At 57.9% G+C, this 23841-nt stretch carries 26 protein-coding genes and 1 pseudogene; 18 read left to right on the forward strand and 9 right to left on the reverse strand.

What is annotated here, in order from left to right; translation table 11 throughout:
* The first annotated feature begins 22 nt into the window (after positions 1 to 22).
* A complete protein-coding gene (locus F617_RS0115820; protein WP_019565978.1) occupies positions 23 to 1273 on the forward strand; it encodes a cytochrome-c peroxidase in 1251 nt (416 codons plus the stop codon).
* Here the strand turns inward: F617_RS0115820 and leuB are convergent.
* From leuB to F617_RS0115835, 3 genes are all read right to left on the reverse strand, one after another.
* Positions 1254 to 2366, reverse strand: a complete 1113-nt coding sequence (gene leuB, locus F617_RS0115825) for a 3-isopropylmalate dehydrogenase (RefSeq protein WP_003516442.1) — start codon at positions 2364 to 2366, stop codon at positions 1254 to 1256. The genes F617_RS0115820 and leuB overlap by 20 nt on opposite strands.
* A gap of 225 nt (positions 2367 to 2591) precedes the next feature.
* Entirely contained in the window at positions 2592 to 3197 is a 606-nt protein-coding gene (gene leuD / locus F617_RS0115830) for a 3-isopropylmalate dehydratase small subunit (RefSeq protein WP_019565979.1), read from the reverse strand.
* A gap of 165 nt (positions 3198 to 3362) precedes the next feature.
* Positions 3363 to 3593, reverse strand: a complete 231-nt coding sequence (locus F617_RS0115835; RefSeq protein WP_003516445.1) for a hypothetical protein — start codon at positions 3591 to 3593, stop codon at positions 3363 to 3365.
* A 109-nt stretch (positions 3594 to 3702) separates the two neighbouring features.
* Here F617_RS0115835 and F617_RS0115840 point away from each other — a divergent pair, with 109 nt between their 5' ends.
* Positions 3703 to 4614, forward strand: a complete 912-nt coding sequence (locus F617_RS0115840; protein ID WP_019565980.1) for a CoA ester lyase — start codon at positions 3703 to 3705, stop codon at positions 4612 to 4614.
* Entirely contained in the window at positions 4611 to 4817 is a 207-nt protein-coding gene (locus tag F617_RS0115845; RefSeq protein ID WP_019565981.1) for a DUF1737 domain-containing protein, read from the forward strand. Before F617_RS0115840 ends, F617_RS0115845 begins: the two co-directional genes overlap by 4 nt.
* 673 nt (positions 4818 to 5490) lie before the next feature.
* Here the strand turns inward: F617_RS0115845 and F617_RS0115850 are convergent.
* Positions 5491 to 5931 carry a metallopeptidase family protein gene (locus tag F617_RS0115850; protein ID WP_003516449.1) on the reverse strand — a complete coding sequence of 147 codons (441 nt, stop codon included), beginning with the start codon at positions 5929 to 5931 and terminating at the stop codon, positions 5491 to 5493.
* A 328-nt stretch (positions 5932 to 6259) separates the two neighbouring features.
* Here F617_RS0115850 and rplU point away from each other — a divergent pair, with 328 nt between their 5' ends.
* The 14 genes and pseudogenes from rplU (at position 6260) to F617_RS0115920 (ending at position 18439) form a co-directional block, all read left to right on the forward strand.
* Positions 6260 to 6574, forward strand: coding sequence for a 50S ribosomal protein L21 (gene rplU, locus F617_RS0115855; protein WP_003516451.1), 315 nt, complete (start codon positions 6260 to 6262; stop codon positions 6572 to 6574).
* Between the two features lie 40 nt (positions 6575 to 6614).
* The gene (gene rpmA / locus F617_RS0115860; RefSeq protein ID WP_003492686.1) at positions 6615 to 6884 is read left to right on the forward strand and encodes a 50S ribosomal protein L27; all 270 of its coding nucleotides are present in this window, start codon (positions 6615 to 6617) and stop codon (positions 6882 to 6884) included.
* A gap of 131 nt (positions 6885 to 7015) precedes the next feature.
* Positions 7016 to 7648: a GNAT family N-acetyltransferase gene (locus F617_RS0115865; protein ID WP_003516453.1), complete on the forward strand. Its 633-nt coding sequence runs from the start codon at positions 7016 to 7018 to the stop codon at positions 7646 to 7648.
* The gene (locus tag F617_RS0115870) at positions 7645 to 8235 is read left to right on the forward strand and encodes a GNAT family N-acetyltransferase (RefSeq protein ID WP_003516454.1); all 591 of its coding nucleotides are present in this window, start codon (positions 7645 to 7647) and stop codon (positions 8233 to 8235) included. Before F617_RS0115865 ends, F617_RS0115870 begins: the two co-directional genes overlap by 4 nt.
* A gap of 168 nt (positions 8236 to 8403) precedes the next feature.
* Positions 8404 to 9471 (forward strand): GTPase ObgE, encoded by a 1068-nt coding sequence (gene obgE, locus F617_RS0115875; RefSeq protein ID WP_003516456.1) that lies wholly within the window; start codon positions 8404 to 8406, stop codon positions 9469 to 9471.
* Positions 9468 to 10637, forward strand: a complete 1170-nt coding sequence (gene proB, locus F617_RS0115880) for a glutamate 5-kinase (protein ID WP_003516458.1) — start codon at positions 9468 to 9470, stop codon at positions 10635 to 10637. Before obgE ends, proB begins: the two co-directional genes overlap by 4 nt.
* Positions 10630 to 11916 carry a glutamate-5-semialdehyde dehydrogenase gene (locus F617_RS0115885; protein ID WP_019565983.1) on the forward strand — a complete coding sequence of 429 codons (1287 nt, stop codon included), beginning with the start codon at positions 10630 to 10632 and terminating at the stop codon, positions 11914 to 11916. The genes proB and F617_RS0115885 overlap by 8 nt, the downstream gene beginning before the upstream one ends.
* A gap of 42 nt (positions 11917 to 11958) precedes the next feature.
* Positions 11959 to 12543, forward strand: a complete 585-nt coding sequence (locus F617_RS0115890; protein ID WP_075807713.1) for a nicotinate-nucleotide adenylyltransferase — start codon at positions 11959 to 11961, stop codon at positions 12541 to 12543.
* 94 nt (positions 12544 to 12637) lie between these two features.
* Positions 12638 to 13082: pseudogene (gene rsfS, locus F617_RS29165) on the forward strand (ribosome silencing factor).
* 158 nt (positions 13083 to 13240) lie between these two features.
* Positions 13241 to 13723, forward strand: coding sequence for a 23S rRNA (pseudouridine(1915)-N(3))-methyltransferase RlmH (gene rlmH / locus F617_RS0115900; RefSeq protein ID WP_003516464.1), 483 nt, complete (start codon positions 13241 to 13243; stop codon positions 13721 to 13723).
* A 160-nt stretch (positions 13724 to 13883) separates the two neighbouring features.
* Entirely contained in the window at positions 13884 to 15290 is a 1407-nt protein-coding gene (locus F617_RS0115905; RefSeq protein WP_026330893.1) for a murein hydrolase activator EnvC, read from the forward strand.
* Positions 15280 to 16605, forward strand: coding sequence for a S41 family peptidase (locus F617_RS0115910; RefSeq protein WP_003516467.1), 1326 nt, complete (start codon positions 15280 to 15282; stop codon positions 16603 to 16605). Before F617_RS0115905 ends, F617_RS0115910 begins: the two co-directional genes overlap by 11 nt.
* 63 nt (positions 16606 to 16668) lie before the next feature.
* Entirely contained in the window at positions 16669 to 17868 is a 1200-nt protein-coding gene (locus tag F617_RS0115915) for a divergent polysaccharide deacetylase family protein (protein WP_019565985.1), read from the forward strand.
* A gap of 58 nt (positions 17869 to 17926) precedes the next feature.
* The gene (locus tag F617_RS0115920) at positions 17927 to 18439 is read left to right on the forward strand and encodes an RNA pyrophosphohydrolase (RefSeq protein ID WP_026330894.1); all 513 of its coding nucleotides are present in this window, start codon (positions 17927 to 17929) and stop codon (positions 18437 to 18439) included.
* Between the two features lie 48 nt (positions 18440 to 18487).
* On the opposite strand, the gene bfr is transcribed toward F617_RS0115920, so the two are convergent.
* From bfr to F617_RS0115940, 4 genes are all read right to left on the reverse strand, one after another.
* Positions 18488 to 18973, reverse strand: a complete 486-nt coding sequence (gene bfr / locus F617_RS0115925; RefSeq protein ID WP_003516472.1) for a bacterioferritin — start codon at positions 18971 to 18973, stop codon at positions 18488 to 18490.
* Entirely contained in the window at positions 18939 to 19250 is a 312-nt protein-coding gene (locus tag F617_RS27985; RefSeq protein WP_013636971.1) for a bacterioferritin-associated ferredoxin, read from the reverse strand. The genes bfr and F617_RS27985 overlap by 35 nt, the downstream gene beginning before the upstream one ends.
* A gap of 262 nt (positions 19251 to 19512) precedes the next feature.
* Entirely contained in the window at positions 19513 to 20238 is a 726-nt protein-coding gene (phbB, locus tag F617_RS0115935; protein WP_003516474.1) for an acetoacetyl-CoA reductase, read from the reverse strand.
* A gap of 127 nt (positions 20239 to 20365) precedes the next feature.
* Positions 20366 to 21544: an acetyl-CoA C-acetyltransferase gene (locus F617_RS0115940; protein ID WP_019565988.1), complete on the reverse strand. Its 1179-nt coding sequence runs from the start codon at positions 21542 to 21544 to the stop codon at positions 20366 to 20368.
* Between the two features lie 241 nt (positions 21545 to 21785).
* Here F617_RS0115940 and phaR point away from each other — a divergent pair, with 241 nt between their 5' ends.
* Positions 21786 to 22361 (forward strand): polyhydroxyalkanoate synthesis repressor PhaR, encoded by a 576-nt coding sequence (phaR, locus tag F617_RS0115945; protein ID WP_003516476.1) that lies wholly within the window; start codon positions 21786 to 21788, stop codon positions 22359 to 22361.
* 51 nt (positions 22362 to 22412) lie between these two features.
* On the opposite strand, the gene F617_RS0115950 is transcribed toward phaR, so the two are convergent.
* On the reverse strand, positions 22413 to 23789 hold the full coding sequence (locus F617_RS0115950; RefSeq protein ID WP_026330896.1) for an MFS transporter: 1377 nt from the start codon (positions 23787 to 23789) through the stop codon (positions 22413 to 22415).
* Positions 23790 to 23841 lie beyond the last annotated feature (52 nt).

The raw sequence follows: 23841 nt of genomic DNA on the forward strand, positions 1-23841 counted from the left end.
GAGTTTCCGAAACGCTATTTCAATGAAAAGACTGCGCCTATTCATTTCTGCCGCCCTTGCCGTGGCCATGATACCGGTTCCGCTCGAGATCGGTGCTGGTCAAATGCAGGCTCACGGCGGCGAAGATTATGCAACGCTTGAAAAACTCGGCGCGGCGCTGTTCGATGATGCCAATCTCTCCATGAACCGCACGATGGCGTGTTCCACCTGCCATATGCAGGCGGCGGGTTTTTCCGATGCGCGCGAAAGCGACAAGGTCGGCCGGGACGTCTCTCTCGGCGATGACGGGATTTCGCTGGGCGACCGTAATGCGCCGACTGCAGCCTATGCCCGGTTCACGCCGCCTTTCGGCAAGAACGCTGCGGGAGAGTATGTCGGCGGGCAATTCTGGGATGGTCGTGCCTCCCTGCTGGAAGACCAGGCGGGTGGACCACCGCTCAACCCGATCGAAATGGGCATGCCGGATAAAGCCTCTGTCGTCAAACGGCTCAAGGAAAACCCTGATTATGTTGCGGCGTTCGGCACACAGTTCGGCAGCGATGTTTTCCAGAGTGACGAAGGCGCCTTTGCTGCGATGACCAAGGCGCTGGCGAGCTTCGAGCGTTCCGATGAATTCTCCACCTTCGATTCCAGGTATGACCGTTTCCTGCGCGGCGAAGAAAAGCTGACCGATCAGGAGGAGCTGGGCCGGGTTCTTATCTCCTCGACGCAGTTCACCAATTGCAATACCTGCCATGAAATCCGTGGCGCCAAGGGTTTGGAAGATGGCCTCTTCACCAACCACAAATATTTCAACATCGGTGTTCCGGCCAACACGTCGGTCAGGGCAGCCAACGGCTCCAAGCCGGATGCGGTCGATCTCGGATTGGCGCAAAATCCCGCAGTGGCCGGCGATCCGGCTCAGCGCGGCAAGTTCAAGGTGCCTACCCTTCGCAACGTCGCTGTCACTGGTCCCTACATGCACAATGGCGTGTTTAAGGATCTGCGCACGGTGGTGCTGTTTTACGTGAAATACAAAAGCAAGAAACCCAGCCGGCAGATCAACCCTGAAACGGGTAAAACCTGGGATGCGCCGGAAGTGCCTGATAACATCGCCATGACAGAGCTGACTTCCGCACCGGCGCTGGACGACAAGCGTGTGGACGCCATCGTCGCCTTTTTGAAGACGCTGACTGACAAAAGATATGAACATCTTTTGCCAAAGGAAGATGGGCAAGCGACCGTGCCGCCTGCCCAACCGGTTTCGGTGAGTGTTACGCCGAAAGCGCCTTGAATTCTGCGAGAACCGCGTCACCCATTTCGGAGGTGCTGACCTGACGGGAACCGTCGGACATGATGTCGGCGGTGCGGATGCCTTTGTCGAGCACGTTCGCAATTGCAGTTTCGAGCTTCGTTGCCTCATCGACCATATTGAACGAATAGCGCAGGCACATGGCGAAGGACGCGATCATGGCAATGGGGTTGGCGATGCCCTTGCCGGCAATGTCAGGTGCCGAACCGTGCACCGGCTCGTACATGGCCTTGCGCTTGCCGGTCTTGGCATCCGGTGCACCAAGCGATGCCGACGGCAGCATGCCGAGCGAGCCCGTCAGCATGGCAGCGACGTCGGAAAGCATGTCGCCGAAGAGGTTGTCGGTCACGATCACGTCGAACTGCTTGGGCTTGCGCACCAGCTGCATGCCGCCGGCATCGGCCAGCATATGCTCCAGCTGAACGTCCTTGTATTTCGCAGCGTGGGTTTCGGTGACGACCTGGTTCCACAAAACGCCAGATTTCATGACGTTGCGCTTCTCCATGGAGCAGACGCGGTTGTCGCGTGTGCGTGCCAGTTCGAAAGCGACGCTGGCGATGCGCTCGATCTCGAAGGTGTCGTAGATCTGCGTGTCGATACCGCGCTTCTGGCCGTTGCCGAGGTCGATGATCTGCTTGGGCTCGCCGAAATAGACACCGCCCGTCAGTTCGCGGACGATGAGGATATCGAGACCCTCTACCAGCTCCGGCTTCAGTGAGGAGGCTTCGGCAAGTGCCGGGTAGCAGATGGCGGGGCGCAGGTTGGCGAAAAGTTCGAGATCCTTGCGCAGGCGAAGCAGGCCGGCTTCCGGGCGGTGTTCGTAGGGAACGCCATCCCACTTCGGGCCGCCCACGGCGCCAAACAGGATCGCATCGGCGGCAAGGGCCTTTTCCATATCTGCGTCGGAAATCGCGACGCCATGGGCATCATAAGCGGAGCCGCCGACCAGACCTTCCTGCGTGGTGAAACCGGCATTTTTCGCGCTGTTCATATAGTCGATCAGCTTGCGGACTTCGGCCATGGCCTCGGGGCCGATACCGTCACCGGGCAGAAGGAAAAGCGTGCGGACTGTCATGAGAACCCTCCTTGGGCGGCGCGCCGGAAACCATCATGAAGGGTTTTCGATTGCGGCGAGCGCGGCGTCAAACTCGTTTCCGTCCTGCCGCCTCACAAGTCACGTCGCCAGCCGAACGGGATCGGGGGCTTCTTATCCCCGCCTTAACGGCTTTTCAAGCAAAGCAAAAGCCGATCCGGTACGGTTTTGTACGGGATCGGCTTTTAAAAGAGGATAGAAGTGCGGTCAGGCCCAGGGGCGGACCGAGGCATTTGCCTTTTCGAACGTGTCGATGGCGCCGGAATGCTCCAGTGTCAGGCCGATGTCGTCGAGGCCGTTCAGCATGCAATGGCGCTTGAATTCATCGATCTCGAAGGTGATCGTGCCGCCATCAGGGCCGCTGATTTCCTGACGTTCCAGATCGATGGACAGAACGGCGTTCGAGCCGCGCGAGGCGTCGTCCAACAGCTTTTCGAGATTCTCGGGGCTGACGACGACAGGCAGAACGCCGTTCTTGAAACAGTTGTTATAAAAGATATCGGCGAAGCTGGTGGAGATCACGCAGCGGATGCCGAAATCGAGAAGCGCCCATGGTGCATGTTCGCGCGAAGAGCCGCAGCCAAAATTATCGCCCGCGACGAGGATCTGGGCGTTCTGGTAAGCGGGCTTGTTCAGCACAAAATCTGGATTGGGCGAGCCATCTTCGAGATAACGCGACTCGGCAAAAAGGCCGGTGCCAAGACCCGTGCGCTTGATGGTCTTAAGATAGTCTTTGGGAATGATCATATCGGTGTCGATATTGACGACCGGCATGGGCGCAGCAACGCCCGTCAGCTTGGTGAATTTTTCCATCTGTCGCTTCCCGTGTTTCCCTGGTCACAAAATCCGGCGTGGACTGACGCCCGCCGGATATTTTCTGTCGGGAAATACTGCAAAACTGATCGCTTTAGAAGCGCAAACCCGCATTCTTCGGTACGCCGCGTGCAGCGTTCTCGCATTTTGGCAGGATTAACGATCTCAGAGATCGATGATCGTGCCTTTGCCGTCGTTCCAGACGCGCATATCGCGCTGGTTGCGGGGCTTGACCGGAATGGGTGCCGGCTTCATACGCGCCGAAAGCAGACGGGCAGCGCTGAGAACGGCGAGCACGCCGATAAAAGCGACCGTAAGCGAGGCGGTAAAAAGAGCCACCAAAGCCAGAAGTGCGATGCCGGATGCGGCAATGAAAAATGAACGGATGCCTTGCATGATTCAACCTTTCTTTCCAGACGAATGTGGGCCTTCTTCTTCCGGCTTGCAAGAGGATTCAGTGGATTGTCGTGTTGCAGATGTCACAAAAGCTTGACACAAGTGCGGCATGACTAATTTTTTCGAAAATATTCCTGTGAAACCGCGCCGTTCACTGCTGTCGGTTCCGGCCATCAATGTCAGGGCGCTCGAAAAAATCCGCGATCTCGATTGCGATGGGGTTATTCTCGATCTGGAGGATTCCGTTGCACCCGATGTGAAGGACAAGGCTCGGGAAAATCTGGACAGGCTATTTTCTGACGCGCCTTTTGCCGGATGCGAGACCATTATTCGCATTAATCCGCTCTCTACGCCGGATGGGCAGGCGGATCTGAAGCTTGTGCTTTCCTGTCGGCCAGATGCGGTTTTGTTGCCCAAGGTGGAGCAGCCGGCCGATATTCATGAGGTTGCCGACCTTCTGGCGGAGGCGGATGCGCCGCAGGGTTTGAAAATCTGGGCGATGATCGAGACTCCGCTTGGTGTCTTGAATGCCGCGTCTATCGCCGACGCTGCCCATACGCCGGATGCGCGGCTTGCCGCCTTTGTCATCGGGCTCAATGATCTGCGCAAGGAAACACGGGTTCCGGCCCTGCCCGGCCGAACCTATCTTGTGCCGTGGATGATGCAGGTGGTGCTCGCCGCCCGCGCCTACGGGCTTGATGTCATCGACAGCGTTTCGAATGATTTTCGTGATCTCGCGGCTTTTGCCGGTGAATGCGAGCAGGGCCGCGCCATGGGCTTCGATGGCAAGATGCTGATCCACCCGGCCCAGATCGAGCCGGCCAATCGACACTTCGCTCCTGATGAGGCGATGGTCGCGGAAGCCAAGGAGATTATTGCCGCTTTCGTAAAACCCGAATCTGTGGAATTGAACGTCATCAACATGAACGGGCGAATGATCGAACGGCTGCATGTGGGGCAGGCCGAAAGGCTGGTCGCCATGGCCGGTATCATCGCACAACGAAAGGCAAAAAAAACGTGAAGGTCTATCGTTTCATAACCGGTCCCGATGACGCAAAGTTCTGTCACCGGGTCACCGAAGCGCTGAACAAGGGATGGGAACTTGCCGGTTCACCCAGCTATGCCTTCAACGCCGCCAGCGGTATCATGCATTGCGGCCAGGCCGTGACCAAGGTGGTCGAGGGCAAGGAATACCATCCGGATATGAAGCTCGGCGAGCAATGATCCAAGTACAAATCGAGTGATTCGGATCTGCTTACCTGATTCGCTCGATTTTTTTGGCCTTTACTCGGTAAAATCGAATAGTAGGAGTTTTATTCACAGTCCCTACTCGGAATGTGCGTGAAAATAATAACTGCCTGTTTTTGAAAGACAAAATTCGCGACTTTTCAGTATCTACCAGATAAATTTATCACGGAACATAAAGTGAACGAATTGAGGATTTTATCCTGAGCTTGACTCAAAATATCGAGTCCGAACATATATTTACAAGCTAGAGACGATCTCTGAGCTGGCACGACAAAGCCGAGGTTGCACCCCCGGCTCCGTGTCGAAACCACAATACCTTGGACGGCTTGCGGATCAGCATACGCATTGAGCAAAATACGCTCTCAGACTCTTCTGTCAAGTTTGTCCAAGGCTGAAGCCTAAGAGGACAACCACATGCATCAACAGTCTTACAGATTGACCGAAAAAGACGCGATAGAGATTTGGCTGCGTTATTGGGGCGGCGAGTTTCAGCACCACATTGCAGCTTCTTACGGCGTAAACCCGGGGCGGGTAAATGAAGTAATTAAGCGCAAACGCCTGGTGGGTAGTGAGACGATCGCACTCTCAATGAGACGCGATCACTAGTAGCTTGAGGACCCGGTATCACAGTTTCTCGGTGCCGGGTTTCTCAGCGCTCCGCGGCGGCCTCGTCGGCGCTTTCTTCGATCCGCTCCATGTCGTCGTCCGACAGGCCGAAATGGTGGCCGATCTCGTGGATGAGGACATGGGTGATGATATCGCCCAGCGTTTCTTCGTTCTCGGCCCAGTAGTCGAGAATGGGGCGGCGATAAAGCGTGATGCGGTTCACCATCTCGCCGGTTTCCATGGTGAAACGTTCGGAGATACCGCGCCCCTCGAACAATCCTAACAGGTCGAACGGTGTTTCGAGCGCCATGTCCTCGAACACTTCGTCTGTCGGGAAATCCGAGATCTCGATGACGAGATCCTTGGTCAACGCACGGAATTCTTCTGGCAGGTGGCCATATGCCTCGATCGCAAGCGACTCGAAGGCGGAAAGTGTCGGCGCATGGCGGTCCCGCCAATCGTCGGTCTGGTCTATGCGGGCCATTTCTGCTCCTTGTTGAAGGCCCATATAAACACTTGCTGCGCAAATTTCGAGACCTGACTGCTTCGCTTGCCAAAAAAGCATGAAATTCTTGGCGTTAGAGTTACTTTTCAAACATCCGTCATCTTGACATAAACTGATGTCTCGCGTAATTCGCACCCAAATTGATGGCGTATTGCGCCTTCTGTTTATTCCGCCCCTCAAAGGCGGCTTCACCGGCAGACTTTCAAAAGGGCATTCAGTCCTGACGGATTTCCGCTACTCCGACTGATAAAAAGACGGCCAGCTTGCTTTGGCGGGCAGAGCCGGAACGAACATGAAAGGATAACAAATGTTCGCAGTCATCAAGACCGGCGGTAAGCAGTACCGCGTAGCGGCCGATGCCGTGCTGACCATCGAAAAGCTGGAAGCAGAGGCAGGCGCAACCGTAGAATTCACCGAAGTTCTCGTGATCGGCGAAGGCGCCGACGCTCAGTTCGGTGCTCCCTTTGTCAAGGGTGCCATCGTCAAGGCTGAAGTTGTCGAGCACAATCGCGGCAAGAAGGTCATCGCCTTCAAGAAGCGTCGTCGTCAGAACTCCAAGCGTTCGCGCGGCCATCGTCAGCATCACACTGTCGTCCGCATCACGGACATCGTTGCTGCCTGATAGGCGCGACACGGGAAACAAGGTTTAAAGGAGAACTCCAATGGCACACAAAAAAGCTGGCGGTTCATCGCGTAACGGTCGCGATTCCGAATCCAAGCGCCTTGGCGTAAAGAAGTTCGGCGGCGAAGCTGTCATTCCAGGCAACATTATTCTGCGTCAGCGCGGAACCCAGTGGCATCCGGGCGCCAACGTTGGCATCGGCAAGGACCACACGATTTTCGCACTGACCGCAGGTAACGTGAACTTCCGTACGAAGGCCAACGGCCGCGTATTCGTATCCGTGGCCCCGAAAGCGGAAGCCGCAGAATAAGCCGGTAAGCGTCATATGCAGCCGGTGTCCCATCGACCCGGCTGAGACGTATCAGGTTCAGTCAAGAAAACAGGGGAGATGGGGTACCACCCAACTCCCCTTTTTCTTTAACCTCCAGGAGGGACTGAACCATGCAAGCTGAATTGTTGAGGGTTGACCAATCACGGTCACCCGAAGAGCGGCCGAGGCCCGATCGGTCGAGGAGCGATTGCCCCGTTTTACTGTCGCAGAGGCTGGTTTTACGCAAGCCTCACGAAGAAGACATCGACGCCCTTGCCCATCTTGCCAACAATGCCAATATCGCGACCATGGTGTCGCGTATGCCGCACCCGTACACGGCCAAAGACGCCGCGGACTTCGTGCGACGCACCAATGCTGGCGAGATCGGCAAGTGCGTCTATGCGATTACCCGCATGGACAATGGCGAGTTTCTGGGTTGCTGCGCGCTTGAACCGCAGGAAGACGAAAAGACGCTGGAAATCGGTTACTGGCTGGGGGAACCCTACTGGAACCGGGGCTACATGACCGAAGCCACGCATGCGCTGATCGACATGGCCTTCCGCACGCGTGAAATCGACCAGATCGATGCCCGCTGCCGGGTCACCAACATCCCCTCGCGCCGGGTCATCCAGAAGTGCGGTTTCCAGTTCCAGGGCTCCGGCATGGTCGGTTCGCTGGCATTGGGTGGCATGGTACCGGTAGAATGGTACAGGCTGGACCGCAAGACCTGGGTTTCGCTGAAGAGCTGGGGGGACATGGGATGAGCACGATCGAGCTTACCCGTCACCGTGCAACTGCGACGGTCGCGCCGCCCGGCCCCTGCCCGGTCATCGAGACGTCGCGTCTGGTGCTGCGTCCGCAGCGGCTTTCCGATGCCGGCAGCATTGCGGAATCGCTTGGCGATTTTGCCGTGACCAGGATGCTGGCCCGTGTTCCCGCGCCCTATCATCGACAGGATGCGCTGGAATGGCTGGTCCTGCGCACTTCAGGCACGCTGCCCGATTGGGATTTCGCCATCACAAGCGGTGATGATACCCTGATAGGCGTCGTCTCGGTCGAATTGCGGCATGGCGAGTGGCATCTCGGCTACTGGCTGAACCGGTTCTACTGGGGCAAGGGTTACATGACCGAGGCGGTGGCCGCCGTGGTCGAGCGGTTCTTCCGCCGCATGCCCGGTGTGGTTCTCCATTCCGGTGTGTTTGCGGATAATCCGGCTTCGCTGCGCGTGCAGGAAAAACTGGGCTTCCGGGTGACCGGCTGCCACCAGATTTACGCCACGGCGCGTGCTGCGATGGTGGCGCATATCGATACGGCGATCACGGCTGAGGATTTCGTTCCGCAGCACGGCTGACAATCAAAACAAGGCCGGTTGCCGCAAACCGGCCTTGTCTCACGCAGGCGCTTCCCGCACGATAGTCTTTGACCTTGTGGAGAAGCGCTTGTATTCGAAACGACGATATTTTTGTTTGGCACAACGCCTTGAGCTGATGTGCCCGCAAACCGACAGAACGGCAGTCCGATGAAATTTCTCGATGAAGCAAAAATCTATATCAAGTCCGGTGATGGCGGCGCGGGCGCCGTTTCCTTCCGACGCGAAAAATTCATCGAGTTCGGCGGCCCTGATGGCGGCGATGGCGGACGCGGCGGCGACGTCTGGATCGAGGTGGTCAACGGTCTCAACACGCTGATCGACTTCCGCTTCCAGCAGCATTTCAAGGCCTCGATCGGACAGCACGGCATGGGTAAGACCCGCACCGGCGCCAAGGGTTCCGACGTGGTTCTGAAAGTGCCTGTCGGCACGCAGATTTTCGAGGAAGACAACGAGACGCTGATCGTCGACCTGACAAAGGAAGGCCAGCGTTTTCGTCTTGCCGCTGGCGGTAACGGCGGTTTCGGCAACGCCTATTTCAAGTCTTCGACCAATCAGGCGCCGACCCATGCCAATCCGGGCCTTGCGGGCGAAGAAAAGACGCTCTGGCTTCGCCTGAAGCTGATCGCTGACGCCGGTCTCGTTGGTCTGCCAAATGCAGGTAAGTCGACATTCCTCGCGACCGTGACGCGCGCGCGGCCGAAGATCGCCAATTACCCCTTCACCACGCTGCATCCGAACCTCGGCGTCGCGACCATTGACGGCCGTGAATTCGTGCTGGCCGATATTCCCGGCCTGATCGAAGGTGCGCATGAGGGTGTGGGCATCGGCGACCGTTTCCTCGGCCACGTTGAGCGCACCCGTGTGCTTCTGCATCTCGTCTCCGCGCAGGAAGAAAAGGTCGGGCAGGCCTATAAGACTGTTAAAGCCGAGCTGGATGCCTATGGCGGCGGCTTGACCGACAAGCCGGAAATCGTGGCGCTGTCGCAAATCGACGTGCTGGACGAAAAAGAACTGAAAAAGAAGGCAAAGGAATTGGAAAAGGCCTGCGGCCGTCCTCCGCTCCTTCTGTCTGCCGCTGCCCACATCGGTATGACGGAGGCGCTGCGCGCCCTTCGCGATATCATCGTCTCGGCAAGCAATGGCGGCGAGACCGCCCTTCCCGACCGCTCAATGCCTGTGGATAGCGAGGCCGAGGAAGAGGACGATCGCCTATGAGCCTCACCCGCAAACCGCTGGGTAGCCACCACCGGATCGTCATCAAGATCGGTTCGGCACTTCTGGTGGACCGGAAAAGCGGGCTCAAGAAAGATTGGCTCGACGCCATTTGCGAGGACATCGCTGCGCTGAAGAAAAACGGCGCAGATGTTCAGGTGGTGTCTTCTGGCGCCATCGCGCTCGGCCGCACGGTGCTCGGTCTGCCCTCCGGCGCATTAAAGCTGGAGGAAAGCCAGGCAGCGGCGGCCGTTGGCCAGATCGCTCTGGCGCGGGCATGGTCGGAAAGCCTGTCGCGGCATGAGATCGTCGCTGGCCAGATTCTGCTGACGCTGTCCGACACCGAAGAGCGCCGCCGTTACCTCAATGCGCGCGCCACCATCAACCAGCTGCTGAAGATCGGTGCTATTCCGATCATCAATGAAAACGACACGGTGGCAACCACCGAAATCCGCTACGGCGACAATGACCGTCTGGCCGCCCGCGTGGCCACCATGACCGGTGCCGATCTTCTGGTATTGCTGTCTGATATTGACGGGCTTTACACGGCTCCGCCGCATCTTGATCCGGATGCGAAGTTCCTTGAGACGATTGCAGATATTACGCCCGAGATTGAGGCCATGGCAGGCGGTGCGGCTTCCGAGCTTTCACGCGGCGGCATGCGTACCAAGATCGATGCCGGCAAGATCGCGACCGCTGCCGGTTGCGGCATGATCATCGCTTCCGGCAAGACGCTCAATCCGTTGAAGGCCATCGAAAACGGCGCCCGCTCCTCGTGGTTTGCGCCATCAGGCACACCGGTGACGGCGCGAAAGACCTGGATTGCCGGTCAGTTGCAGCCGGCAGGTGAGATTCATGTGGATGCGGGTGCGGAAAAAGCGCTCTATGCCGGTAAAAGCCTGCTTCCCGCGGGCGTGCGGGTGGTGAAGGGCAATTTTGGACGCGGAGATGCGATTGCCATTATCGGCGTCGAAGGCCGAGAGGTCGCGCGCGGCCTTGCAGGCTACGATGCGGAAGAGGCGCGTCTTATCATCGGTCACAAGTCGAACGAGATCGAGGCGATCCTTGGTTATGTCGGGCGTGCGGCGATGATCCATCGCGACGATCTGGTAATGACGGGTGCCGCCGTGAAAGTTAAAAATACTGAAAAGGATGAGGTCCATGCCTGAACAGGCCGTGAAGCAGAGCCATGATATTGATGCACTGATGATGACCATCGGTGCACAGGCAAAAGCTGCTTCGCGACCGTTGTCCATCGCAGGTACGGATCAGAAAAACCGTGCGCTTCTCGCCATGGCGTCCGCCATCGAGGCGTCGAGGGAAACGATCCTTGCCGCCAACAGGAAAGATCTGGCGGCGGCGGATAATAGCGGCCTTGCCGCTTCCTTCATCGACAGGCTTACGCTTGACGATGCGCGGATCGCCGGTATCGCCGAAGGCATCCGCTCGGTTGCCGCGCTGTCTGATCCGGTTGGCGAAGTTATTGCCGCCTGGGATCGCCCGAACGGTCTGAAGATCGAGCGCGTGCGCACGCCGCTTGGCGTCATCGGTGTGATTTACGAAAGCCGCCCGAATGTGACGGCAGATGCCGGCGCGCTCTGCCTCAAGGCGGGCAATGCGGTCATCCTGCGCGGCGGCTCGGATTCGCAACATTCATCGCGTGCTATCCATGCCTGCCTCGTCGAGGGCCTGAAGATCGCCGGCCTTCCCGAGCATGCCATTCAGCTGGTGCCGGTCACCGACCGCGCTGCCGTGGGCGCGCTTCTTGGTGGATTGAATGGCACGGTTGACGTGATTGTGCCGCGCGGCGGCAAAAGCCTGGTTGCGCGGGTGCAGTCCGAGGCGCGTGTGCCGGTCTTTGCGCATCTGGAAGGTATTTGCCATATCTATGTCGACGGATCGGCCGATCTCGACATGGCGAAACGCATCGTCGTGAATGCCAAGATGCGCCGCACCGGCATTTGCGGCGCGGCGGAAACGCTGCTGGTGGATGCCGCTGTTGTTGCCACGCATCTTGAACCGCTCGTCAAGGGCCTGATCGAGGCCGGTTGTGAAGTGCGCGGTTCGCAGGCCGTGCGTAATGTTGTCGAGGGCTTGAAAGCCGCAACCGAAGATGACTGGCGCACCGAATATCTCGATGCGATCATTTCGGTTGCTGTCGTGGACGGTATTTCCGGCGCGATCGACCACATCAGCACCTATTCGTCCAACCACACGGAGGCGGTGATGGCCGAGGACCCAGCGGTGGTCGAGCGTTTCTTCAACGAACTCGATTCGGCCATTCTGCTGCATAATGCTTCCACGCAATTTGCCGATGGCGGTGAATTTGGAATGGGTGCGGAAATCGGCATCGCCACTGGCAAGATGCATGCACGCGGCCCGGTTGGTGTCGAACAGCTCACGTCGTTCAAATACCGCGTGCATGGCACCGGTCAGACGCGGACCTGATAGTTGCTGGTCGAAACACGCCTCGACAGACGTTATCTCACCATGCCGCATGCGGAGCGCGGCATGGTCGTCGGGCTGTTTGGCGGCTCCTTCAATCCGCCGCATGCCGGCCATGCCCTTGTTGCCGAAATAGCGCTTCGCAGGCTGGGTCTAGACCAGCTCTGGTGGATGGTGACGCCAGGCAATCCGCTGAAAAGCCGCTCGGAACTGGCGTCTCTGGAGGATCGTATCGCTGCCTGCGAAAGGCTGGTCAGCGATCCCCGCATCAAGGTGACGGCTTTTGAAAAATCGCTGGGGATCAGCTACACGGCCAATACGCTTGCCAAGGTGAAAGCAAAAAATCCGCATGTCCGCTTTATCTGGATCATGGGAGCCGACAATCTGAAAAGCTTCCATCGCTGGCAACAATGGCGAAGGATCGCCGAGACCTTTCCGATTGCGGTGATCGACCGGCCGGGTTCCACCCTCTCCTACCTCTCCTCCACCATGGCGCAGGCCTATAGCCAGGCGCGGATCGATGAGGATGATGCGGGTGTTTTGTGGAAAAAAAAGGCGCCTGCCTGGGTCTTTATCCATGGTCCGCGTTCCACGCTCAGTTCGACGGCGCTCCGCAATAATCACAAATGATGTATGCGACAGCCGTTGAAGGCTCCATATCTTGAAAAGTTAATGCTTTGGTGCCACCTTAATCTGGTGACGCACAGATTCGCGTCGCCAGTGCCTGTTTTGTCATTCTTGGAAAGGGAAAACCTCTGACAACAGTACACGCCAAGGGAAGAGCATTTGTTGCTATCCCGAAGGGTCAGGACAGTGGCGCCGATGCCGCCGACCACGCCCTCGAAACCGTCCTCGCGAGCCTCGAGGACTCCAAGGCTGAAGATATCGTATCTCTCGACATTGCCGGAAAATCGGCGCTTGCGGACTACATGGTGGTGGTCTCCGGGCGATCGAACAGGCATGTCTCGGCGATCTGCGAGCATCTTCTCAAGGATATGAAGGATGAAGGGTTTGGAAGCGCCCGCGTCGAAGGTCTCGAGACCGGAGATTGGGTGCTGATCGATACCGGCGATATCATCGTTCATGTGTTCCGTCCGGAAATCCGTGTCTTCTACAACATTGAAAAAATGTGGGCGACGCCGGAAATGCCGGAAGACACGCTGCATTGATGCGGTGAGCCTTTGACGTCGCACATCGGGCCTCCCGAATATCATTTTTGATTTCGGGTCGATGTGTGTGGTCGGAAAGCAAGCCGGCCGCATAGGAATCCGTAGGCTATGCTGTTAAGAGCGTGACCCTGTTGGGTCACGATGGATGCAGGTTTGCGATGCGGATTTCGATTTTTGCGGTGGGACGGCTGAAATCCGGCCCGGAAAAGGATCTTGCGACCCGTTATATCGAACGCCTTGCCAAGACCGGCCCGGCGATCGGGCTCGAGTTTTCGCGCGTGATCGAGGTCGCGGAAAGCCGGGCATCGAACGCGGAGACGCGCAAGCGCGAAGAAGCGGCGATGCTGGAAAAACATCTGGCTGATGGTACCGTGCTCGTGCTGCTGGACGAGCGCGGCAAGGCGCTGGATAGCCCGGCCTTTGCCTCATTTTTTGGCGATCTGCGTGATAGCGGCAAGCGCGACCTCGTGATCGCGATTGGTGGCGCCGACGGCCTAGATCCTGCACTTTACGACAGAGCGGCGGCCGTTCTTAATCTCGGCAAGCTCACATGGCCGCACCAGATCGTTCGTATTCTGATCGCCGAACAGCTTTACCGCGCCGTCACCATCCTCTCCGGTCATCCCTATCATCGCGTTTGAGCGTGATCTTCATGTGGAAAATTGTCTCAATTTCAACATGAAGCTTCGCGAGACGGAAAGGCGTGGAAGGCTTTGCAGCCAGCCTGTTTCTGGCCTCTTGGAAGATTGGGGCAAAATCCCTAATATCGGCGCTCCTGCTTCGGCGTCAAAGAAAGTTCAAATGGACAAGAGGTCTCAACGAAAACGCCACGCTGCCCTTGCGGGCGCGGTTTTCGCTGTCCTTGTCCTGGGGATTTCCCCCGTTGAACGCGCCTTTTCGCGCGATGATGCGGGTGCCGCGCCTGCTGGTGAGGGTGATTCGTCGCCGGAGGCGCTTCAGACGCTGGAAAAGCGCCGTGATCAGAACCGCCAGGATCTGGAAGAACTGGTCGACAGCATCGGACTTTCGGAAGACAAGACCCGAAATCTCGAGGAAAGCATTGCTTCCCTTAATCAGGATAGCGCCCGTATCCGCGACGAGCTGATCGCGTCGGCTGCGCGCCGCAAGGCACTGGAAACCAAAATCAGCGATGGCGAGGATCGTCTGGCCAAGCTTTCGGTCCGCGAAGATGGCGTCAAGGCATCCCTGCGCGAGAGGCGTGGCGTGCTGGCGGAGGTTCTGGCGGCGCTGCAGCGTATGGGCAGAAACCCTCCCCCCGCCCTTCTCGTTTCGCCTGATGATGCGCTGGCTTCGGTGCGCAGCGCCATTCTTCTCGGCGCCGTCGTGCCCGGCATTCGCGGTGAGACCGACAAGCTGGTTTCTGCTCTCAAAGAATTGACCGACGTCAGGCAGGCAATCGCTCGCGAAAAGGACGATCTTACGGGTATGATGACGGCAAGTCTGGAAGAGGAAAAACGCCTCGACCTGCTGCTTGCTGAAAACGACCGCAGAAATTCGCAGACGGCCGCGGCGCTGGAGGTGGAACGCAAGCGATCCGAGGAGCTTGCAAGCAAGGCGACCAGCCTCGAGGGTCTGGTCGGTTCGCTTGAAAGTGAGATCAGTTCGGTGCGGGAAGCTATGGAAAGGGCGCGTGTGGAAGAGCAGCGCGTGGCCCGTCTTTCCGAAGCGGAACGTGAGAAGGAGCGTGCCGCAGCCGAGGCGGGAATGCCCGATAAAAACCGTATTGCGCCCGCATATCCCTTCGCGAGTTTGAAGGCAAAGCTGGACCTGCCGGTGGCTGGAGATGTCTTGCGCCGGTTCGGCGATGCGGATGGTACGGGCCACTTTTCCAAGGGAATTGTCGTCGCGACCGGACCTGAGGCCATCGTGACGGCACCGGCAGACGGCTTTGTTGTATTTGCCGGAGATTTTCGCAGTTACGGCCGAATGATCATCCTCAATACGGGTGACGGATACCATGTGGTCATGACGGGCATGGACAATGTGAGGACACGGCAGGGAATGTTTGTGTTCTCCGGAGAGCCAATCGCCTCCATGGGTGCAAAAAGAGTAGCGAGTGCAGCAGCATTGGCGCTGGAAACCGACCGGCCAACGCTCTACATTGAGTTCAGGAAAGATGGTGTGCCGGTTGATTCCCAACCTTGGTGGACCGCAAAAAATACCGGAAGGGCGCACAATGATTCGTAAGGTTTCGCTTCTCCTTATCGGTGGGCTTATGGGCGCCACGGCGATGAGTGTGATTTATTCGGCGAGCATGCCGGCACAGGCGGCCGGGCCTTCGACCTATAAGGAACTGTCAATCTTTGGCGACGTGTTCGAACGTGTGCGTGCGCAATATGTGACGCCGCCGGATGACGAGAAGCTGGTCGAAAATGCCATCAACGGCATGCTCAGCTCGCTTGATCCGCATTCGAGCTTCATGAATGCCAAGGACGCCAACGACATGCGCACCCAGACCAAGGGTGAGTTCGGCGGTCTCGGCATCGAAGTGACAATGGAAAATGAACTGGTCAAAGTCATCTCGCCGATGGACGACACGCCGGCTTCGCGCGCAGGCATTCTTGCCGGCGACTATATTTCGGAAATCGACGGTACGCCGGTTCGCGGTCTGAAGCTGGAGCAGGCGGTCGAGAAGATGCGCGGCGCGGTCAAGACGCCGATCAAGCTGACGATCATCCGCCAGGGCGCCGACAAACCGCTCGAATTCACCGTCATGCGTGATGTCATTGCCGTACGCGCGGTTAAGTCCCGTGTCGAGGGCGATGTCGGTTATCTCCGCGTCATCTCATTTACCGAGAAGACCTATGACGATCTCGAAAAGGCGATCAAGAAGATCAAGACGGATGTGCCGGCTGACAAGCTGAAGGGCTACGTGCTCGATCTGCGTCTCAACCCCGGTGGTCTGCTCGATCAGGCGATCAATGTTTCCGACGCCTTCCTCCAGCGTGGCGAAGTCGTTTCGACCCGTGGCCGTAACCCGGACGAGACCCGTCGCTTCAATGCAACGGCTGGCGATCTGACCGATGGCAAGCCGGTTATCGTGCTCATCAACGGTGGCTCTGCTTCGGCGTCTGAAATCGTCGCCGGTGCGCTGCAGGATCTGCGTCGCGCGACTGTGGTCGGCACCCGCTCCTTCGGCAAGGGTTCGGTCCAGACGATCATACCGCTCGGCGAGGCCGGCGCGCTGCGTCTGACCACGGCGCTTTATTACACGCCGTCTGGCAAATCGATCCAGGGCACGGGCATTACGCCTGATATCAAGGTCGAACAGCCGCTGCCGCCGGAATTGCAGGGCCGTGTCACGACCGAAGGTGAATCCAGCCTGACCGGCCATATCAAGGGCCAGAGCGAAACGGACGAAGGTTCGGGTTCTTCAGCTTACGTTCCGCCGGAAGCCAAGGACGATATCCAGCTGAATTATGCGCTGGATCTGTTGCGCGGTGCCAAGACCGATCCGTCGTTCCCGCCGAACCCGGACAAGGCTGTGGTCAACAAACAGTAAGATGGATGCGCCGGCCAGCCGGCGCATTTTCTCGATTGCCTAACCGTTTGGACGGATCGTTCATTGCCTTCTGACCTGCGAAAACCGCTTCTGGGTCGACAGAAAAAAAGCGCCGGTATCAACCGGCGCTTTTCCGTCATTATGGTTCTGTCCGCGCTTGCAGTTCTGACGATCGGCGGGCTTTCCGTCTATACGGCCCTGTCGCCCGGCAATCTCCAGAAGACGGCTTCCGGGCCGGACACCCAGCCCCAGCTCCCCGAAAATGCTCCGAAAACGGCAGCAGCCGATGTGGCGGATCCCAACGATACGGCTGGTCTGAAGCCGGAAAGCGGCCGCTCCGGCGCCAATATAAATCGGGCGACGATGCCGGATGGCAATGTGGTATCGGTCTATTCTCCTCGCCCCCGTGACAGCGACGGACCGGTGCTGATGAGCGGCCAGACCTACGGTCAGGATCCGCGCATGGCCACGCGGCCCAATGATGCATTGCTGGAAGAAACCGCATTTGGCAGATTGCCGGTCGTCGGTGCCGATGGTTTGCGGCCGATGGAGCAATATGCCCGGCCGTGGTCCGGCGCACGCGGCACCAGGGTGGCGATCGTGGTCGGTGGTCTCGGCCTCAGCCAGACGGGTTCGCAAAAGGCGATCCGGGAACTGCCGCCGGAGGTGACGCTCGGTTTTGCTGCAAGCGGCAACAGCCTGCAGCGCTGGATGCAGGAAGCACGCCGTGAGGGGCATGAAATCCTTCTCCAGATACCGCTGGAGCCCTTCGGGTATCCCGGCACCAATCCCGGCCCGGACACGCTGCTGGCGGGCGATCCCGCGAAGGTCAATATCGACCGGCTGCATCGCTCCATGGCGAAGATTACCAATTATACTGGCATCATGAATTATCTCGGCGGGCGTTTCCTTTCCGAGCAGGCGGCGCTCGAGCCGGTCATGCGCGATATCGGCAAGCGCGGGCTGCTTTTTCTGGACGATGCCTCTTCGGCGCAGTCGCTGAGCGGCGGGATTGCTAAAGCCATTTCCGCGCCGCAGGGCTTTGCCGATGTTCTGCTCGACGGTGAGGTCACCGAAGCCACTATCCTGCGCAAGCTGGACGAATTGGAGCGGATCGCGCGACGTAACGGTCAGGCGATCGGCGTTGCCTCGGCTTTTGACGAAAGCATCGCTGCAATCTCGAAGTGGTCGCGGGAGGCGGGCGGTCGCGGTATTGAGATCGTTGGTGTTTCTGCGCTTGTTTCGCAGCAGGCGGGGCAGTAAACCTTCTGCGCGGCCATTCCTTAGCGCCTTTTCGGCGCGCAGACAGTGCGGGTTTCCAATGACAATCAAAGCAGAAGATTTGCCTTACCGTCCCTGTGCGGGGATTATGGTTCTGAACGCCGAAGGCCTTGTCTGGGCCGGCCGGCGCATCAGGGAAGGCAATTCGGAATATGACGGTTCACCGCAATTGTGGCAGATGCCGCAGGGCGGCATCGATGACGGTGAACGGCCTTTGACGGCCGCCATTCGCGAACTTTACGAAGAGACGGGGATGAAAACGGTGACGTTGCTGGCGGAAGCGAGCGACTGGATCCATTATGATCTGCCGCCCGAACTGATCGGCATCGGCCTGAGAGGCAAGTATCGCGGGCAGGCGCAACGCTGGTTTGCCTTCCGTTTCGGTGGCGACGAAAGCGAAATCCAGATCGACCCACCTCCAACAGGGCATACGGCTGAATTCGACGCCTGGGACTGGAAGCCGATGGAAAGCCTGCCGGAGCTCATCGTGCCCTTCAAGCGCGCGGTCTACGAGAAAGTGGTTGCGGAATTCCGGCACCTTGCCGGCAAGTAATAAAAAAGGCGGCCACTGGCCGCCTTTTCTTTGGTCGATTGCGAAAGCTTATTCTGCTTCGTTGGCGGAATCGGCGTTGAGTTGGCCGTATTTTTCCGCACCGATCTTGCCGAGAAGTTCGAGCTGGGTCTCAAGGAAGTCGATGTGACCTTCCTCGTCGATCAGCAGTGCTTCGAACAGCTTCATCGAGACATAGTCTCCGGCCTCGGAACAGATGTCGCGCGATTTCTTGTAGGACGTCCGTGCGTCATATTCGCCCGCCAGATCGGCTTCGAGCACTTCCTTGACGTTCTGACCGATGCGCAGGGGAGCCAGGGTCTGGAGGTTGGGATGGCCTTCCAGGAAAATGATACGATCGATGATCTTGTCGGCGTGCTGCATCTCTTCGATGGATTCCGCACGCTCCTTTTTTGCAAGCTTGGTGTAGCCCCAGTCATTCAGAAGTCGGTAGTGAAGCCAATACTGGTTTACCGCACCGAGTTCTAGAAAAAGGGCTTCGTTAAGCCGCTCGATGACTCTTGTGTCGCCTTTCAATGTCCGCTCTCCTGTTCTCTTCATGGAATCGCTTCAAGCGGGACATAAAATCAAAAACATCTGCTTCCGTCGAGTGGCGACGGGCGTGATATTCTTCGGTTGTCTGTATGATCAGGTCGACGACAGTCGGGAAACAGCCGCAGCAGCGGCCACGTTTTTCCATGGCATGATACACTTTTGCCGGAACGATAAGCTGCCAACAGTCCTCATCGAGGAGCTCGTTAATGACGTCCCGGATATCGTGGTCGGTGATGTAATTGCAGCTGCAAACCAGCATGATCGACTGCCTGTATGACGCAACACGTTGTTTTCGTTCTTAAACCAAAACAGGACACCCACTGTCAAGAAAAACCTCCGAGGATATCCGAAAGTGAACTCTGGATTCATTCTAAACTATACGAAAACTGTCGTATTTTCATTAGTTTAGCAGTTCCTATATTGCGGTGTTTTTCGATCAAGTTTTTGTGCGTGGCGATATTATCAGGGCGGATATCACGAAAAGTTTACCTGCTTCCTTCCCGTTAGAAGGGGTCCCGATCTCAGGCGAAATATTGTCCGCCATTTGCGGTCATCGTGGAGCCGGTTATGAAACCAGCCTCGTCCGACACGAGAAACAGGACGCAGCGCGCGATTTCTTCCGGTTCGCCCAGGCGCCCGACCGGGATTTGCGGCACAATCCGCTCGGCCAGCACTTTCTCCGGTATAGCCCTCACCATCTCCGTGCCGATGTAGCCGGGGCAGATGGCGTTGACGGTAATGTTGCGGCTTGCGCCTTCCTGGGCGAGCGCCTTGGTAAAGCCGATATCGCCAGCCTTTGAGGCGGAATAGTTGACCTGGCCTGCCTGGCCCTTCTGGCCATTGATGGAGGAAATATTGACGATGCGACCGAAGCCGCGATCGCGCATACCCGACCAGACTGGATGCGTCATGTTGAAGACGCCGGTGAGGTTGGTGTCGATCACCTCGCGCCATTGCTGCGGTGTCATCTTGTGAAACATCGCATCGCGGGTGATGCCGGCATTGTTGACGAGAACCTCGACGGGGCCGAAGGCCTCTTCAACCTGGGCTATGCCTTTCACGCAGGCATCATAGTCTCGCACGTCCCATTGAAACGCGGGGATGCCGGTTTCTTTCTGGAAGGCCTCTGCCCTATCGGTCGTGAAGGCGTAATTGACGGCCACCTGGTAGCCGGCTGCCTGCAAGGCGCGGGCTATTGCTGCGCCTATGCCGCTTGTCCCGCCCGAAATCAACGCAACCCGGCTCATATGGCCTCCATTTCCTGAACTGTTTTAGCCGTGCTCAACGGCCACAGAAATGCGGCCAATGGGAGACCGCTTCTACCCTATTGGCCGCTGAACCGGAATTGCTTTTTGGAAGGCCGCACGGCGGTTTTCAGAGCGCCTCGATGCACATGGCAACACCCATGCCGCCGCCGATGCAGAGCGTCGCGAGCCCCTTCGATACGTTGCGGCGGCGCATCTCGAAAATCAGCGTGTTCAGCACACGGGCGCCGGATGCGCCAATCGGATGGCCGATGGCAATCGCACCGCCATTGACGTTGACGATATCTGGATCAAGACCAAGCTCACGCACGACAGCGCAGGACTGTGCGGCAAAGGCTTCGTTGGCCTCAACGAGGCCGATATCGCCGATCGACCAGCCTGCCTTGGCCAGCGCCTTGCGTGAGGCGGGGATGGGGCCGGTTCCCATGATCTGCGGATCGACACCCGCCGTCGCCCAGGAGGCGATGCGCGCCAGCGGTTTGATACCGCGCTTTGCCGCTTCCTGCTCCGACATCAAAAGTGTGGCAGCAGCGCCATCATTGAGGCCGGAGGCGTTGCCGGCCGTTACCGTGCCCTCCTTGTCGAAGGCGGGGCGCAGCTTTGCCATGATTTCCAGCGAAACACCGGTACGGATGTGTTCGTCAGCTTCGATGATAATATCTGCCTTGCGGCCCTTGACCGTGAAAGCCACGATCTCATCCGCAAAACGGCCGGCGCTCTGCGCGGCTTCGGCCTTGTTTTGCGATGCGACAGCGAACTGGTCCTGTTCATCACGGGAAAGCTGCCATTGCCGGGCGATGTTCTCGGCGGTTATGCCCATGTGATAGCCGTAAAAGGCATCCGTCAGGCCGTCTTTCAGCATTGTGTCGATCATCTTGAAATCGCCCATTTTCACGCCACCGCGCAAATGCGCGCAATGGGGCGCCATGGACATGGATTCCTGCCCGCCGGCAATGATGATGGCCGCGTCGCCGGTAACGATCTGCTGCATGCCGAGTGCGACGGCGCGCAGGCCGGAACCGCATAGCTGATTGATGCCGAAGGCGGTTGCTTCCTGCGGAATGCCGGCTTTCATTGCCGCCTGCCGCGCCGGGTTCTGCCCTTCGCCTGCCGTCAACACCTGACCAAGGATGACCTCATCGATCTCATGGGCTGCGACACCGGCGCGCTCCAGGACGGCGTTGATGACGGTTGCCCCAAGCTCGTGGGCGGGCGTATTGGCAAAGCCACCATTGAAAGAACCGACGGCAGTGCGCGCAGCGCTGGCAATCACGATTGAAGGCATCATCTGTTTCTCCTCACTTGCGGGCGGAGACTGGCAAAGCTTTGAATACAAGTCAAATGCCGAAAGTTGCTTTAAAAGATGTTGCTAAATCAAGCCGGAATCTTGCGGAAAATTGCTGCGCAAAAAACAAACTGTTGCGATGCACAAAACATTTGTCACGAGGCTTGTTTTGCGCATACACTTCGCGCGGGAAGAGCAATAACACCAAAAAACAAGAAAATACCATCATCGCGAGGAGGCGGGCATGGCAAAACACGACGGCGAAACAATCATTAAAAAATATGCCAACCGGCGGCTCTACAACACCGGAACCAGCACCTATGTGACGCTGGATGATCTGGCGCAGATGGTTAAACGCGGCGAGGACTTCAAGGTTCAGGACGCCAAATCATCCGAAGACATCACTCATGCGGTTCTAACGCAGATCATTGTTGAACAGGAAGCCAAAACCGGCAATACGCTTTTGCCAACGGCGTTTCTGCGGCAATTGATCTCCTATTACGGTGACCAGATGCAGATGGTCGTTCCGACATTTCTCGAACATTCGATGAAAACCTTCTCCGATCAGCAGAGCCAGATGCAGGAGCATATGGCCAAGGCGTTCGGTGACGGGTCGCTTGCCCGGAATTTCCAGGCTCCATTGCAAATGATGGAAGAGCAGATTCGCCGCAATACGGAACTGTTCCGGCAGGCAATGCAGGGGTTCACGCCTTTTGCAATGCCGCAGGCGCCCAAAGAAACGCGCAAGCCGAATGCATCCGAAATCGATGAGCTGAAGTCGCAGCTGCGCGCATTGCAGCAAAAACTCGATCAGCTCTGAAGGAGGCTGGAGCATTTGGAGTGAGACCCCTCAAATGCTCTCTCCGGTTCTTCAGTTTGCCGCCCGTTCCGGGACGCGCAGCAACAGAACAAACCCCAACCCCAGAAACACGATGAGGGTGGCCATGCCGATGTGTGCGGAGCCACTAAGGTAGGTTGCTATTGAAAAGGACAGCGTCGCCATGAAGCTAGTGGCGCGGCCCGATAGCGCATAGATGCCGAAGTAGCGTCCCGCCTCGGCAATGGTGATGTTGCGCGCCAGATAGGAACGCGACGAGGCCTGAACGGGACCGAAGGCGAGGCCAATCAATATGCCATAGAGCAGATAGGCCTTTTCCGCGCCGGTTGCGAAGATGCCGCCATTGTCCGCTGTCGGCAATTGGATCCAGCCAAACAGTGTCGAGCCCTTTTCTGTCGAGACGATGCCGACCGTCGCGATGAGCAGAAGAACCAGGCTGATAAGGATGGTGATCCGCGAGCCAAGTTTCTGATCGACGCGCCCGGCCGCAAAGCAGCCCACGATGGCGACGACGTTGAGCAGGATGCCGAAGAGGCCGATTTCCATCGTCGCCCAGCCGAACATTCCCGCCGCAAATACCCCACCCAGAATGAGCACGCCGTTGACGCCGTCCTGATAAAGCATACGTGCAATCAGGAACCGCAACAGGACGGGTCTGTCTCGAAGTTCGCGCAGGGTTGTCTTGAGCTCCGCAAGGCCAGAGCGGATCGCCGCTCCGAAGGGTAGGCCCCTGTCCGCATCCGGGGTCAGCAGAAACATCGGCAGAATGAAGAGCAAATACCAGATTGCGGCTATCGGGCCGGTTATTCTGGCGTCCTCGCCGGTTGCGGGATCGAGACCGAAAAGCGGCTTGATACCGGCGATAGTCAGTCCTGTCTGTGGATTTGCGGCCAGAAGCGTCACCACGGCAATCAGCACCACCATGCCGCCGAGATAACCGAGCCCCCAGGCGAGATTGGAAATGCGTCCGACATTCTGCGGATTGGTCAGTCGCGGCATCATGGAATCGTTGAAGACGATCGAAAACTCCGCCGCGATGGATGCGAATATCATGCAGACGATGGGCAGGATGATCGGCGAACCCGGTGCTGCAAACCAGAGGAATAAAAGGCTGACGATCTTGATGGCGGCAAAAAAGGCGATCCACGGCTTTCTTGCGCCGGATTGGTCAGCGATGGAGCCGAGAATGGGGGAGAATAGGGCGATGATGATCGAGGAGACCGTCGCCATGTTGCTCCATGTCGCCTGCGCCGAAATAGGATCATCGGTGAGGCGGGCGACAAAGTAGGGTCCGAAAACGAAGGTCGTAACGACCGTGAAAAAGGGCTGTGCCGCCCAATCGAACATGACCCAGCCCCAGATGCCGCGTTTGGCAACCACTGTTTCCGCATTTGGGGAGGGGACAGTCATTCATCGTCCTATCGGATATGGGGGGATAAAATGCGTGATGCCGGCGCAACCG

The sequence above is a fragment of the Agrobacterium sp. 10MFCol1.1 genome (genome assembly GCF_000381165.1).
GTDB lineage: Bacteria > Pseudomonadota > Alphaproteobacteria > Rhizobiales > Rhizobiaceae > Agrobacterium > Agrobacterium tumefaciens.

Bases quoted from the DNA above. Each gene is read 5' to 3' on its own strand.
- F617_RS0115820 (WP_019565978.1), top strand. From the start codon at position 23: ATGAAAAGACTGCGCCTATTCATTTCTGCCGCCCTTGCCGTGGCCATG.
- leuB (WP_003516442.1), bottom strand. From the start codon at position 2,366: ATGACAGTCCGCACGCTTTTCCTTCTGCCCGGTGACGGTATCGGCCCC.
- leuD (WP_019565979.1), bottom strand. From the start codon at position 3,197: ATGGAAAAATTCACCAAGCTGACGGGCGTTGCTGCGCCCATGCCGGTC.
- F617_RS0115835 (WP_003516445.1), bottom strand. From the start codon at position 3,593: ATGCAAGGCATCCGTTCATTTTTCATTGCCGCATCCGGCATCGCACTT.
- F617_RS0115840 (WP_019565980.1), top strand. From the start codon at position 3,703: ATGACTAATTTTTTCGAAAATATTCCTGTGAAACCGCGCCGTTCACTG.
- F617_RS0115850 (WP_003516449.1), bottom strand. From the start codon at position 5,931: ATGGCCCGCATAGACCAGACCGACGATTGGCGGGACCGCCATGCGCCG.
- rplU (WP_003516451.1), top strand. From the start codon at position 6,260: ATGTTCGCAGTCATCAAGACCGGCGGTAAGCAGTACCGCGTAGCGGCC.
- rpmA (WP_003492686.1), top strand. From the start codon at position 6,615: ATGGCACACAAAAAAGCTGGCGGTTCATCGCGTAACGGTCGCGATTCC.
- F617_RS0115865 (WP_003516453.1), top strand. From the start codon at position 7,016: ATGCAAGCTGAATTGTTGAGGGTTGACCAATCACGGTCACCCGAAGAG.
- F617_RS0115870 (WP_003516454.1), top strand. From the start codon at position 7,645: ATGAGCACGATCGAGCTTACCCGTCACCGTGCAACTGCGACGGTCGCG.
- obgE (WP_003516456.1), top strand. From the start codon at position 8,404: ATGAAATTTCTCGATGAAGCAAAAATCTATATCAAGTCCGGTGATGGC.
- proB (WP_003516458.1), top strand. From the start codon at position 9,468: ATGAGCCTCACCCGCAAACCGCTGGGTAGCCACCACCGGATCGTCATC.
- F617_RS0115885 (WP_019565983.1), top strand. From the start codon at position 10,630: ATGCCTGAACAGGCCGTGAAGCAGAGCCATGATATTGATGCACTGATG.
- F617_RS0115890 (WP_075807713.1), top strand. From the start codon at position 11,959: ATGCCGCATGCGGAGCGCGGCATGGTCGTCGGGCTGTTTGGCGGCTCC.
- rlmH (WP_003516464.1), top strand. From the start codon at position 13,241: ATGCGGATTTCGATTTTTGCGGTGGGACGGCTGAAATCCGGCCCGGAA.
- F617_RS0115905 (WP_026330893.1), top strand. From the start codon at position 13,884: ATGGACAAGAGGTCTCAACGAAAACGCCACGCTGCCCTTGCGGGCGCG.
- F617_RS0115910 (WP_003516467.1), top strand. From the start codon at position 15,280: ATGATTCGTAAGGTTTCGCTTCTCCTTATCGGTGGGCTTATGGGCGCC.
- F617_RS0115920 (WP_026330894.1), top strand. From the start codon at position 17,927: ATGACAATCAAAGCAGAAGATTTGCCTTACCGTCCCTGTGCGGGGATT.
- F617_RS27985 (WP_013636971.1), bottom strand. From the start codon at position 19,250: ATGCTGGTTTGCAGCTGCAATTACATCACCGACCACGATATCCGGGAC.
- phbB (WP_003516474.1), bottom strand. From the start codon at position 20,238: ATGAGCCGGGTTGCGTTGATTTCGGGCGGGACAAGCGGCATAGGCGCA.
- F617_RS0115940 (WP_019565988.1), bottom strand. From the start codon at position 21,544: ATGATGCCTTCAATCGTGATTGCCAGCGCTGCGCGCACTGCCGTCGGT.
- phaR (WP_003516476.1), top strand. From the start codon at position 21,786: ATGGCAAAACACGACGGCGAAACAATCATTAAAAAATATGCCAACCGG.
- F617_RS0115950 (WP_026330896.1), bottom strand. From the start codon at position 23,789: ATGACTGTCCCCTCCCCAAATGCGGAAACAGTGGTTGCCAAACGCGGC.